Raw genomic sequence first — 12,492 nt, 5'->3', positions numbered from 1 at the left:
CGTCGGCCGGCACGGCGTGTCGTGGCGACAACTTCATGATCAACGGGGGTGGTCGGTCGTGATGTTCGAGCGGGCCGTTCGACCGGTGCTCTTCCGGGTCGGGGGCGGGGACGCCGAGGCGGCGCACGAGTGGACGCTGCGTCGGCTGGCGGAGTTGTCCCGCCGGCCGGCGGCGCTGGCCGTGCTGCGGGCCCGGTACGCCGTCCGGGCGCCGCGCACGGTGTTCGGCGTCGAGTTCCCCAATCCGGTGGGGCTCGCCGCCGGGATGGACAAGGACGGCGCGGCGCTGCCGGCCTGGCCGGCGCTGGGGTTCGGTTTCGTCGAGGTCGGCACGGTCACCGCGCATCCGCAGCCGGGCAATCCCCGCCCCCGGCTGTTCCGGCTGCCCGACAGCGAGGCCGTGGTGAACCGGATGGGGTTCAACAACGCCGGCGCCGAGGCCCTGGCGGCCCGGCTGGCGGCGCTGCCGCGCCCGCTCGGGGTGCCGCTGGGCATCTCGCTCGGCAAGTCCAAGGTGACCCCGCTGGAGGACGCGGTGGCGGACTACCTCGCCTCCTACCGGGCGCTGCGCGGTCACGGCGACTACTTCGCGGTCAACGTCTCCTCGCCGAACACCCCCGGCCTGCGCGCCCTGCAGGACCGGGCGCACCTGGACGCCCTGCTGGCCGCGCTGGTGGGGGAGAAGCCGGTGCTGGTGAAGATCGCCCCGGACCTCACCGACGCGGCGATCGCCGAGCTGCTGGAGGTCTGCGTCGCCCGGGGCGCGGCGGGGGTGATCGCCACCAACACCACCCTGGCGCGCGACGGTCTCGCCCCGGCCGACCGGGCGCGCGGCGCGGAGACCGGCGGGCTGTCGGGGCGCCCGCTCGCCGACCGGGCCCGCGAGGTGGTCGCCTTCGTGCACCGGGAGACCGGCGGACGGCTACCGATCATCGGCGTCGGCGGCATCGTCGACCCCGACGCCGCCGCCCGGATGTTCGACGCGGGCGCCGCCCTGGTGCAGCTCTACACCGGCTTCATCTACCGGGGCCCGGCCCTGGTGCGTGCCGCCGTGCGCGCCACCGGGGGCGGCGGGTGACACCCGAGGAGATCCTGGCTGCGGACCGGGCGCACGTCTGGCACCCGTACGCGCCCCTGCCGCCGGCCAGCGCGCCCTACGTGGTGCGGGGCGCCGAGGGCGTACGGCTGCGGTTGGCCGACGGCCGGGAGCTGGTCGACGGGATGTCGTCGTGGTGGGCCGCGATCCACGGCTACCGGCACCCGGTGCTCGACGCGGCGGTGACCGACCAGCTCGGCCGGATGAGCCACGTGATGTTCGGCGGCCTCACGCACGAGCCGGCGGTGCGCCTGGCGACCACCCTGGTGGAGCTGGCGCCGGACGGGCTGGAGCACGTCTTCCTGGCCGACTCCGGCTCGGTCGGCGTCGAGGTCGCCATCAAGATGTGCCTCCAGTACCAGCGGGCCACGGGCCGGCCGGAGCGTCGCCGGCTGGGTACCTGGCGGGGCGGCTACCACGGCGACACGTTCCACCCGATGAGCGTCTGCGACCCCGAGGGCGGCATGCACCACCTCTGGGGCGACGTGCTGCCCCGGCAGGTCTTCGCCCCCGTGCCGCCCGGCGGCTTCGACACCCCGCCCGACCCGGCCTACGAGGCGGCCCTGGTGGAGGCGGTCGAGCGGCACGCCCACGAGCTGGCCGCGGTGATCGTGGAGCCCGTGGTGCAGGGCGCCGGGGGGATGCGCTTCCACCACCCGCACTACCTGCGGGTGCTGCGCGAGGTGACCCGGGCGCACGGGGTGTTGCTGATCTTCGACGAGATCGCCACCGGCTTCGGCCGGACGGGCGCCATGTTCGCCGCCGAGCACGCCGGGGTGGCGCCCGACGTGATGTGCGTGGGCAAGGCGCTCACCGGCGGGTACCTGACGCTGGCCGCCACGCTCTGCACGGCTCAGGTGGCCCGGGGCATCTCCGCCGGGGGCGTGCTGGCGCACGGGCCGACGTTCATGGGCAACCCGTTGGCCTGTGCGGTCGCCAACGCCTCCCTCGGGCTGCTGCGGGCGGGGGACTGGGCGGCGCGGGTGGCGAGGGTGCAGGCGGGCCTGCGGGCCGGCCTGGAGCCGTTGCGCCAGGCGCCGGGGGTGGCCGACGTGCGGGTGCTCGGCGCGATCGGCGTGGTGCAGCTCGACCACGAGGTGGACCTGCCCGCCGCCACCGCCGCCGCCGTGGCCGAGGGGGTCTGGCTGCGGCCGTTCCGCGACCTGGTCTACACCATGCCGCCGTACGTCACCGACGACGCCGACCTGGCCCGGATCGCCGCCGGGGTCGCCGCCGCGGTGCGGGCCGGCTGATCCGCCGGTCCCGCTCCGGCGGTCGTACGCGGGCGGCGCGCGCCGCCCGCGGCAGGAGCTTGGCCCGGCGGCGGACGCCCCGGGCACCGAGGAGAGGGAGAGAACCGGATGGAGAGCTTCGGCGCCCGCCTGCACCGGGCCGTGAGCGAGCGGGGACCGCTCTGCGTCGGCATCGATCCGCACCCGGGGCTGCTGGCCCGCTGGGGGCTCGACGACGACGTCCGGGGGCTCGACCGCTTCGCCCGTACGGTCACGGAAGCCCTCGGTGACCGGGTCGCGGTGGTGAAGCCGCAGTCGGCCTTCTTCGAGCGGTTCGGCTCCAAAGGTATGCAAATTCTTGAGTCAACTATCCGACAGTTGCGGGAGGCCGGCTCGCTCGTTCTGCTGGACGTCAAGCGCGGTGACATCGGTTCGACCGTCGCCGCGTACGCCTCGGCGTACCTCGATCCATCCAGCCCGGTCCATGTGGATGCGGTGACCGCGAGCCCGTACCTCGGTGTCGGCGCGCTCGCCCCGATGTTCGAGCTGGCCGCCGAGCACGGCGGCGGGGTCTTCGTGCTGGCGCTGACCTCCAACCCCGAGGGTGCCGCCGTCCAGCGTGCCCGCACCGCCGACGGCCGGACCGTGGCGCAGACCGTGATCGACGAGATTTCCCAGCTCAACGCGGGTGCGGAGCCGCTCGGCAGCGTCGGTCTCGTGGTCGGCGCGACCATCGGTGACACAGGTCACGATCTTTCGGCGGTGAACGGTCCGCTGCTCGCCCCGGGGCTCGGGGCGCAGGGCGCCACCGCGGCGGATCTGCGGGTCGTCTTCGGCTCCGCGCTGCCGGCGGTGCTGCCCTCGTACTCCCGTGAGGTGCTGGGCGCGGGCCCGGATCCGGACGCGCTGCGGGCCGCCGCCGACCGTGCGCTGACCGACTGCCGGGCCGCCCTCGTCGCTGGTGACTGACTGACAGCTCGGTCACTTTGTGAAGATCATCGCGCGCCCACGTTGCCGAATGCGCCGTCTAACGCTAGTTTTCCCCGCGCTGGGAACCACGGACCCCTTGGTTCACAGCGACACCACGTTTCACAGATGCGGCGGTGCGTCCCGCCCGTCGCGATAGGGACCTGAGGAGAACTGGTGCCGCTCCCGTCACTGACCCCCGAACAGCGCGCTGCCGCGCTGGAGAAGGCCGCGGAGATCCGCAAGGCCCGTGCTGAGCTGAAGGAGCAGCTCAAGCAGGGCAAGACCACCCTCGGAGCCGTCCTCGAGCGTGCCGAGTCCGACGACGTCGTCGGCAAGCTCAAGGTCTCCGCCGTGCTGCAGGCGATGCCGGGTATCGGCAAGATCCGGGCCACCCAGATCATGGAGAAGCTCAAGATCGCCGACAGCCGTCGCCTGCGTGGCCTCGGCGAGCAGCAGCGCAAGGCACTGCTTGGAGAGTTCGCCGCCAACTGAGCCTGGCTGCGTGTAGAAACAAGCAGTGAGCACGGATGACGAGGCGCGCCCGGCGGCTCGGCTCACTGTCCTGACGGGGCCTTCGGGCTCCGGCACGGAGAGTGTCGTCGAGCGCGTCCGGGCGCGTTCTCCGTCCGTCTGGGTGCCGGTACCGGCCACCACGCGCCCCCGTCGGGAGCGCGAGCTGGACGGGGTCGACCGGCTCTTCCTGGCCCCCGCCGAGTTCGACCGGATGGTCACCGCCGGGGAACTGCTGGAGTGGAGCCGGATCGGGCCCCACCGGCGCGGCACCCCCCTCGCGCCCCTGCGGTCCCGCCTCGCCGCCGGTCAGCCGGTGCTGATCGGCCTCGACATCGCCGGGGCGCTGCTGGTCCGGGCGGTCCTGCCCGACGCCCGGCTGGTGCTGCTGCACCCGCCGGGGATCGTTCCCCGCCAGGTCACGCTGGCCGCCTTCGAACACACCCTCGCGCACGACCTCACCGGGCCCGTCGTAGACGAGCTGGTAGGCTTGTCCGGTTCTTCTTTCCTGGCTCCGGCGCCACCGCCCCCGCGCGGTTGAGCGCCAGCACCGCCGCGCGTGGTGCGATAGACGCAGAGGTTAATTCGTGGGATCCATCGCAAACCCCGAAGGCATCACCAACCCGCCGATCGACGAGCTTCTCGAGAAGACGACCTCGAAGTACGCGCTGGTGATCTTCGCCGCCAAGCGTGCCCGCCAGGTCAACGCCTACTACAGCCAGCTCGGCGAGGGGCTGCTGGAATACGTCGGCCCGCTGGTCGAGACCACGCCGCAGGAGAAGCCGCTCTCCATCGCCATGCGCGAGATCAACGCGGGCCTGCTCACCGCTGAGCCGACCGACCAGCCGTAACCCGCCGCGCGCCGATGTCCCCCCGGATCGTCCTCGGGGTCGGCGGTGGCATCGCCGCCTACAAGGCGTGTGAGCTGCTGCGGCTCTTCACCGAGTCGGGCCACCAGGTCCGGGTCGTGCCGACCGCGTCGGCGTTGCGCTTCGTCGGGGCCCCGACCTGGGCCGCGCTCTCCGGCCAGCCCGTCGCCGACGACGTCTGGTCGGACGTGCACGAGGTGCCGCACGTCCGCCTCGGGCAGCAGGCCGACCTGGTGGTCGTCGCCCCGGCCACCGCCGACCTGCTGGCCAAGGCTGCCCACGGCCTCGCCGACGACCTGCTCACCAACACGCTGTTGACCGCCCGCTGCCCCGTGCTGCTGGCCCCCGCCATGCACACCGAGATGTGGGAGCACCCCGCCACGGTCGCCAACGTCGCGACGCTGCGCGCGCGGGGCGTGCGCGTCATCGAGCCCGCCGTCGGCCGGCTCACCGGGGCCGACACGGGCAAGGGCCGGCTGCCCGACCCGGCGGAGATCTTCGCGGTCGCCCGCCGGGCGCTGGGCCGGGGCGTCGCGGCCCCCGCCGACCTGGCCGGGCGGCACGTGGTGGTGACCGCCGGCGGGACCCGCGAGCCCCTCGACCCGGTCCGCTTCCTGGGCAACCGCTCCTCGGGCAAGCAGGGCTACGCCTTCGCCCGCTGCGCGGTGGCCCGGGGCGCCCGGGTCACGCTGATCTCGGCCAACGTCTCGCTGCCCGATCCCGCCGGCGTCGACCTGGTCCGCGTCGGCACCACCGGCGAGCTGCGCGAGGCGACGCTGGCGGCGGCGGCCGAGGCCGACGCGGTGGTGATGGCGGCGGCTCCGGCCGATTTCCGTCCGGCGACCTACGCGCCTGGCAAAATCAAGAAGTCGGACGACGGCAGTGCGCCCACCATCGAGCTCGTCACCAACCCGGACATCGCGGCCGAGCTGGGCCGGCGCCGTCGCCCGGAGCAGGTGCTGGTGGTGTTCGCCGCGGAGACGGGCGACGCCGAGGCCAACGGCCGGGCCAAGCTCGCCCGCAAGCGGGCCGACCTCATCGTGATCAACGAGGTCGGGCCCGACAAGGTCTTCGGCGCCGAGACCAACGCGGCGACGGTCATCGGCGCGGACGGCTCGGTCAGCCGGATGCCCGAGCGGTCCAAGGAGGACCTCGCCGACGGCGTCTGGGACCTCGTGGTGGCCCGGTTGCCCAACCGTTCCTGACGGCTGGAACCGGGCACGACCGAAGGGGCCGGGACATGCCGCGGATGACTACACTGCCGCGGAACGACTTCCACACTTTAGGAGTGCCGTGACACGCCGCCTCTTCACTTCCGAATCGGTCACGGAAGGTCATCCGGACAAGATCGCTGACCAGATCAGCGACGGAATCCTCGACGCCCTGCTCGCCGAGGACCCGCGCAGCCGCGTCGCCGTGGAAACCCTGATCACCACCGGCCAGGTGCACATCGCGGGGGAGGTGACCACCAAGGCGTACGCCGACATTCCGACCATCGTCCGCCGGACCATCCTCGACATCGGCTACGACTCGTCGAAGAAGGGCTTCGACGGGGCCTCGTGCGGTGTCAGTGTCTCCATCGGCGCCCAGTCCGAGGACATCGCGCAGGGCGTCGACAACGCCTTCGAGCTGCGTACCGGGGCGTCGGAGAGCGCACTGGACGCGCAGGGCGCCGGCGACCAGGGCATGATGTTCGGCTTCGCCTGCTCCGAGACCCCGGAGCTGATGCCGCTGCCGATCGCCCTGGCGCACCGGCTGGCCCGGCGGCTGTCGCAGGTCCGCAAGGACGGCACCATCCCGTACCTGCGTCCCGACGGCAAGACCCAGGTCACGATCGAGTACGAGGGGCTGCGCCCCGTCCGGCTCAACACCGTGGTCGTCTCCAGCCAGCACGCCGCGGACATCTCGCTGGACTCGCTGCTCACCCCGGACGTGCGCGAGCACGTCATCGCCCCGGAGCTGGAGAGCCTCGGCCTCGACACCGACGGCTACCGGCTGCTGGTCAACCCGACCGGCCGGTTCGAGATCGGTGGCCCGATGGGTGACGCGGGCCTGACCGGCCGCAAGATCATCGTGGACACCTACGGCGGTTACGCCCGGCACGGCGGTGGCGCCTTCTCCGGCAAGGACCCGTCGAAGGTCGACCGCTCGGCGGCGTACGCGACGCGTTGGGTGGCCAAGAACGTGGTCGCCGCCGGCCTGGCCGAGCGGTGCGAGGTCCAGGTCGCGTACGCGATCGGCAAGGCCCACCCGGTCAGCCTCTTCGTCGAGACGTTCGGCACCGAGACGGTGCCGGTGGCCTCGATCGAGAAGGCCGTCTCGGAGGTCTTCGACCTGCGCCCGGCCGCCATCATCCGGGACCTCAACCTGCTCCGCCCGATCTACCAGCAGACCGCCGCCTACGGCCACTTCGGCCGGGAGCTGCCGGAGCTGACCTGGGAGAGCACCGACCGGGCCGCCGACCTCAAGTCGGCCGCGGGAGCCTGACCGGCACCAGGCGCAGCGACCGGCGACCCGCGGACGGGTCGCCGGTCGCTCGTGTCTGCGTCGACGTTCCCCTGGCCCACCTGGACCGCCCGTTCGACTACCTCGTCCCGGCCGAGCTGGACGCCGACGCCGTCCCCGGCGTCCGCGTGAAGGTCCGCTTCGCGGGGCAGCTCGTCGACGGCTGGCTGCTGGAGCGGGCCGACGACTCGGGGCACACCGGCCGGCTGGCGTACCTGGAGAAGGTCGTCTCGCCCGAGCCGGTGCTCGCGCCGGAGGTCGCCCGGCTGGCCCGGGCGGTCGCGGACCGCTACGCCGGCGGCCTCGCCGACGTGCTCCGCCTCGCCGTCCCGCCCCGGCACGCCCGGGTGGAGAAGGACGTCCGCGCCCGCGCCGCCGACCCCGGCCCAGCTCCGGCGGGCCCGGCCGAAGGCCTGGCTTCCCCCGGCTCGGCGCCGGCCGCCTCGGACGAAGGACCGGCAGCGCCGGGAGCGGACCCGGGTGATCCCGCCGCATCGGCAGCGGACCCGGGCGAGCCCGCCGCGCCGGGAACAGCCCTGGGCGGAGAGCCCGCCGTGCCGGCCGGTCCGGCGTCCGACGCCTGGCGGGACTACCCGGCCGGGCCGGCCCTGCTCCGGGCGCTCGCCGACGGGCGGGCCCCCCGGGCGGTCTGGTCGGCGCTGCCGGGGGAGGACTGGCCCGCCCGCTACGCCGAGGCCGTCGCCGCCACCGTGGCCGGCGGCCGGGGCGCGGTCGTGGTCGTCGCCGACAACCGCGACCTGGACCGTCTCGACGCGGCCCTGCGCGACGCCCTGGGACCGGGCCGGCACGTCTGCCTCTCCGCCGCGCTCGGCCCCGCCCGGCGCTACCGCGCCTTCCTCGCCGCCCGGCGCGGCGACGTGGCAGTGGTCGTCGGCACCAGGGCCGCGATGTTCGCCCCGGTCGCCCGCCTCGGGCTGGTGGCGATCTGGGACGACGGCGACGACCTGCACGCCGAGCCCCGCGCTCCCTATCCGCACGCCCGCGAGGTGCTGCTCACCCGCGCCCAGCTCGACGACGCCGGCGCCCTGGTGGGCGGGTACACCCGCACCGCCGAGGCGCAGCTGCTGGTGGAGACCGGGTGGGCCCGCGAGGTGGTGGCCGACCGGGCGACGGTGCGGGCGCGGATGCCGGCGATCGCGCCCACCGGCGACGACCCGCAGTTGGCCCGCGACCCGGGGGCGGCCACCGCCCGGCTGCCCAGCCTCGCCTGGACCACCGCCCGGGAGGCGCTGCGGGCCGACCTGCCGGTGCTGGTCCAGGTGCCCCGCCGCGGCTACCTGCCCTCGGTGGCCTGCGCCGGTTGCCGCACCCCGGCCCGCTGCCCGCACTGCGCCGGGCCGCTCGCGCTGCCGTCGGCCGAGGGCAGCCCCGCCTGCCGCTGGTGCGGGCGGGCCGCCGCCGCGTACGCCTGCCCGGAGTGCGGCGGGCGGCGGCTGCGCGCCTCCGTGACCGGCGCCCGGCGTACCGCCGAGGAGCTGGGCCGGGCCTTCCCGGGCGTGCCGGTGCGCACCTCTGGGCGGGAGGAGGTGCTGGCCACGGTGCCGGGCGGCGCCGGCCTGGTCATCGCCACCCCCGGCGCCGAGCCGGTCGCCGAGGGGGGTTTCGGGGCGGTGCTGCTGCTCGACTCGTGGGCCCTGCTCACCCGGGCCGACCTGCGGGCGGGGGAGGAGGCGCTGCGCCGCTGGCTGGCGGCCGCCGCGCTGGCCCGCCCCGCCTCGGCCGGCGGCCGGGTGGTGGTGGTCGCCGACGGGGCGCTGGCGCCCGTGCAGGCGCTGCTGCGCTGGGACGCCGGCTGGTTCGCCGCGCGGGAGCTGGCCGAGCGGCGGGAGTTGGGCTTCCCGCCCGCGGTACGGATGGCCAGCGTGACCGGGCTGCCGGCCGCGGTGGCGGACCTGCTGGCCGAGGCCCGGCTGCCGGCGGAGGCCGAGTTGCTCGGGCCGGTGCCGGCCGACGGGGAACGGGAACGGATGCTGGTGCGGGTGCCGCGGGCCCGGGCCGCCGCGCTGGCCGGCGCGCTGCACTCGGCGGCCGGGGTGCGGACCGCCCGCAAGGCCGCCGATCCGGTCCGCCTCCAGGTCGACCCGCTGGCCCTCTTCTGACCGGCGGGCCCGCTGCCCCGCGCGTCCGACCTGGGCCGCCGTCGCACGCCGTGTCCGGTGGGGCCTCGGTGGACGGGTGATAGCATCGCCCGTCATGCCCGGGCGTACGACGGCTCCAGGTCACGGCGTGGCGTCAGACACGCCGAGCTGGAGTTGCCGCAGGATCGCGAGACGATGGCGGGAGCGCGTCGGTTCGGCGCGATGTCGATGATGTCAAACAGCCGGTGATCAGGGGTGGACCAGTCGTGACCATTCGTCAGTCGATCGTCTTCAATGGTGACCTCGGCAGCGGCAAGAGCACCGTCTCCGTGGAGATCGCCGAGCGGCTCGGCCTGCGCCGGGTCAGCGTCGGTGACCTCTACCGGCAGATGGCGCAGGAGCGGCAGATGACCGCGCTCCAGCTCAACCTGCACGCGGAGCTGGACCAGGCCGTCGACGGCTACGTCGACCAGCTCCAGCGCGACATCGCGGCCTCGGGCGAGCGGCTGGTCATGGACTCCCGGCTGGCCTGGCACTTCTTCACCGACGCGCTCAAGGTGCACATGATCACCGAGCCGGGCGAGGCGGCCCGCCGGGTGCTGGCCCGCCCCTCCGGCCCGGCGGAGAGCTACGCCTCCATGGAGGAGGCCAAGGTCAAGCTGCGGGAGCGCAGCGAGAGCGAGCGGGGCCGGTTCATCGTCCGCTACGGGGTGGACAAGGCCCGGCTGCGCAACTACGACCTGATCTGCGACACCACCCGCGCCTCGGCCGCCGAGGTCATCGAGCACATCATCGACGCGTACGAGGGCCGGCTCTGCGCGGACGTGCTGCGCGACGCCCCGCCGCTGCTGCTGCTCGACCCGGCCCGGGTCTACCCGACCGAGGACGTCAGCCACCTGCGCGACCTGTGGGACTCGGAGTTCGTCGGCGAGGTGGCCGCCGCCGGGGACGAGGCGCTGGAGCCGCTGCGGATCGGCTACACCGGCGAGTACTTCTTCGTCGTCGACGGGCACCGCCGCCTCAGCGCCGCCCTGCAGAGCGGCTTCCGCCTGGTGCCGGCGCGGCTCGTCGCCGAGGTGGACGAGCCGGTGGTCGGCGGGATGAGCGCGGTGGACTACTTCGCCGCCCAGGCGCGACCCGGCCTGATCCACGACTGGGAGGCCGCCCACTCCATCGAGCTGCCGCTGCCCGAGCACGCCCTGCTCGGCGGCGACGCGGTCCTGGCCGGGGAGCCGGGCAGCGGCGTCTGAGCCGCCCGCCCGCGCCCGCGCGGGGCAGCCGGATGCCGTCGTCGGGGGCATGATGGGTCTTCCGGCAACGGACGGGAGGCCGCCCATGGACGCCGCCGACGCGGTCGCGCTGCTCATGTCGCCGCAGGGCCGGATCGACCCCTACCCGACCTACGAGCGGCTGCGCGCCCTCGGGCCGGTGGTGCAGACCGGCCCGGCGATGTACGTGGTGACCGGTTACGCCGAGGCCGACGAGCTGCTCCGCGACCCCCGGGTCGGGGTGCTCGACGACGGGCTGCGGGACCGGTTCCTGCCGGGCTGGCGGGAGAGCCCCGCCATCGCGTCGATCTCCCGGTCGATGCTGCGCACCAACCCGCCCGACCACAGCCGGATGCGCCGACTCGCGGCGGGCGCCTTCACCCCGCGCCGGATCGCCGCCATGCGCGAGGTGGTGGCGACCCAGGCCGAAGAGCTGATCGACGCCATGGCGCGGCGGGGCGCCGGCGGCGAGCCCGTCGACTTCCTGGCCGAGTTCGCGTACCCGCTGCCGGTCGGGGTGATCTGCGCGCTGCTCGGCGTGCCGGCGGCGGACCGGCCGCTGTTCCGGCGCTGGGCGGCCGACCTGACCGGGGTGCTGGAGCCGGAGATCACGCCGCAGGAGCTGGCCGTGGCCGACCGGGGCGCGGTCGAGCTGCGCGACTACTTCGCCGAGCTGGTCGCGGCCCGCCGGCGCGCGCCGGGCGACGACCTGACCAGCGCGCTGGTGCGGGTGCACGACACCGACGGCGAGCGGCTCTCCGGCGACGAACTGCTGGCCAACCTGATCGTGCTGCTGGTCGCCGGCTTCGAGACGACCACCAACCTGCTCGGCAACGGCCTCGCCGTGCTGCTGGCGCACCCGCGCGCGGCCGACGCGTTGCGCGGGCACCCGGAGCTCGCCCCGGCGTACGTCGAGGAGCTGCTCCGCTACGACCCGCCGGTGCAGCTCACCACCCGGGTGACCGAGGCGCCGGTCACCGTGGCCGGCGTCGAGATGCCCGCCGACGCCTGGGTGCTGGTCCTGCTCGCCGCCGCCAACCGGGACCCCCGGCGCTTCCCCGAGCCGGAGCGCTTCGACCCGTGGCGGGCCCAGAGCCATCCGCTGTCCTTCGGCGCCGGCCCGCACTACTGCCTGGGCGCCGGCCTCGCCCGGCTGGAGGCGCAGGTCGCCTTCCCGCTGCTGCTGCGCCGGCTGCCGGGGCTGGCCGTGGCCGCCCCGCCGCGGCACCGGTCCCGGCTGGTCCTGCGGGGCTTCGAGAGCCTCCCGGTGATCATCGACACCCCACCACCCGCGCCGCGTCCCGGTACGCCGGCCGGGGCGGCCGGCGGCACTCCGTAGACTGGTACGGCCCAGCCCGCCCGCCGAAGGAGCCATGCCGAGTGACCGTCCAGCCCATCCGTCTGTTCGGGGATCCGGTGCTGCGCACGCCGGCCGATCCGGTGGTCGACTTCGACGTCGAGCTGCGCAAGCTCGTCGCCGACCTGACCGACACGATGCGTGAGCAGAACGGCGCCGGCCTCGCCGCGCCGCAGCTCGGTGTGGGCCTGCGGGTGTTCACCTTCGACGTCGACGACGTGGTCGGCCACCTGGTCAACCCGGTGCTGGAGTTTCCCGACGCCGAGGAACAGGACGGCCCCGAGGGCTGCCTGTCCATCCCCGGGCTCTACTTCGACACCAAGCGCCGGCAGAACGTGATCGCCAAGGGCTTCAACAGCTACGGCGACCCGATGCAGATCGTCGGCACGGGGCTGATGGCGCGCTGCGTGCAGCACGAGACCGACCACCTCGACGGGGTGCTCTTCGTGGACCGGCTGGACCCGGCCGGGCGCAAGGCGGCGATGAAGGCGATCCGCCAGGCGGAGTGGTACGACGCGGGCGCCCCACCGACGGTGAAGCTCAGCCCGCACGCGGCCGGCAGCCCCTTCGGTCTGGGGCGGTGAGCC

General features: G+C 74.8%; 12 protein-coding genes. All 12 read left to right on the top strand.

Features of this window, described 5'->3' with window-relative positions:
* Positions 1 to 58 precede the first annotated feature (58 nt).
* The 12 genes from ACGFIG_RS22265 (at position 59) to def (ending at position 12,489) form a co-directional block, all read left to right on the top strand.
* On the top strand, positions 59 to 1,078 hold the full coding sequence (locus ACGFIG_RS22265) for a quinone-dependent dihydroorotate dehydrogenase (protein WP_393005724.1): 1,020 nt from the start codon (positions 59 to 61) through the stop codon (positions 1,076 to 1,078).
* Positions 1,075 to 2,349, top strand: a complete 1,275-nt coding sequence (locus ACGFIG_RS22260; protein WP_393005722.1) for an adenosylmethionine--8-amino-7-oxononanoate transaminase — start codon at positions 1,075 to 1,077, stop codon at positions 2,347 to 2,349. Before ACGFIG_RS22265 ends, ACGFIG_RS22260 begins: the two co-directional genes overlap by 4 nt.
* A gap of 108 nt (positions 2,350 to 2,457) precedes the next feature.
* A complete protein-coding gene (gene pyrF / locus ACGFIG_RS22255; RefSeq protein ID WP_393005720.1) occupies positions 2,458 to 3,297 on the top strand; it encodes an orotidine-5'-phosphate decarboxylase in 840 nt (279 codons plus the stop codon).
* 174 nt (positions 3,298 to 3,471) lie between these two features.
* Positions 3,472 to 3,789 (top strand): integration host factor, actinobacterial type, encoded by a 318-nt coding sequence (gene mihF, locus ACGFIG_RS22250; RefSeq protein ID WP_007458370.1) that lies wholly within the window; start codon positions 3,472 to 3,474, stop codon positions 3,787 to 3,789.
* 25 nt (positions 3,790 to 3,814) lie between these two features.
* The gene (locus ACGFIG_RS22245) at positions 3,815 to 4,348 is read left to right on the top strand and encodes a guanylate kinase (RefSeq protein ID WP_393005718.1); all 534 of its coding nucleotides are present in this window, start codon (positions 3,815 to 3,817) and stop codon (positions 4,346 to 4,348) included.
* A gap of 46 nt (positions 4,349 to 4,394) precedes the next feature.
* Positions 4,395 to 4,658 (top strand): DNA-directed RNA polymerase subunit omega, encoded by a 264-nt coding sequence (gene rpoZ / locus ACGFIG_RS22240; RefSeq protein ID WP_007075826.1) that lies wholly within the window; start codon positions 4,395 to 4,397, stop codon positions 4,656 to 4,658.
* 14 nt (positions 4,659 to 4,672) lie between these two features.
* Positions 4,673 to 5,881 (top strand): bifunctional phosphopantothenoylcysteine decarboxylase/phosphopantothenate--cysteine ligase CoaBC, encoded by a 1,209-nt coding sequence (gene coaBC, locus ACGFIG_RS22235; RefSeq protein ID WP_393005716.1) that lies wholly within the window; start codon positions 4,673 to 4,675, stop codon positions 5,879 to 5,881.
* 88 nt (positions 5,882 to 5,969) lie between these two features.
* Positions 5,970 to 7,163, top strand: a complete 1,194-nt coding sequence (gene metK / locus ACGFIG_RS22230; RefSeq protein ID WP_393005714.1) for a methionine adenosyltransferase — start codon at positions 5,970 to 5,972, stop codon at positions 7,161 to 7,163.
* A gap of 71 nt (positions 7,164 to 7,234) precedes the next feature.
* Entirely contained in the window at positions 7,235 to 9,301 is a 2,067-nt protein-coding gene (locus tag ACGFIG_RS22225) for a primosome assembly protein PriA (protein WP_393006298.1), read from the top strand.
* A gap of 245 nt (positions 9,302 to 9,546) precedes the next feature.
* Complete coding sequence (locus tag ACGFIG_RS22220; protein WP_393005712.1) at positions 9,547 to 10,530, top strand: AAA family ATPase; 984 nt, start codon at positions 9,547 to 9,549, stop codon at positions 10,528 to 10,530.
* An 85-nt stretch (positions 10,531 to 10,615) separates the two neighbouring features.
* Positions 10,616 to 11,887, top strand: coding sequence for a cytochrome P450 (locus ACGFIG_RS22215; RefSeq protein WP_393005710.1), 1,272 nt, complete (start codon positions 10,616 to 10,618; stop codon positions 11,885 to 11,887).
* A 41-nt stretch (positions 11,888 to 11,928) separates the two neighbouring features.
* Positions 11,929 to 12,489: a peptide deformylase gene (def, locus tag ACGFIG_RS22210; RefSeq protein WP_393005708.1), complete on the top strand. Its 561-nt coding sequence runs from the start codon at positions 11,929 to 11,931 to the stop codon at positions 12,487 to 12,489.
* The last annotated feature ends 3 nt before the right edge of the window (positions 12,490 to 12,492 follow it).

This window comes from Micromonospora sp. NPDC049048 (assembly GCF_043197615.1).
Classification (GTDB): Bacteria; Actinomycetota; Actinomycetes; order Mycobacteriales; family Micromonosporaceae; genus Micromonospora.
The sequence above is the reverse complement of the archived record's forward strand: the minus strand, read 5'-3'. Positions and strand labels throughout refer to the sequence as shown.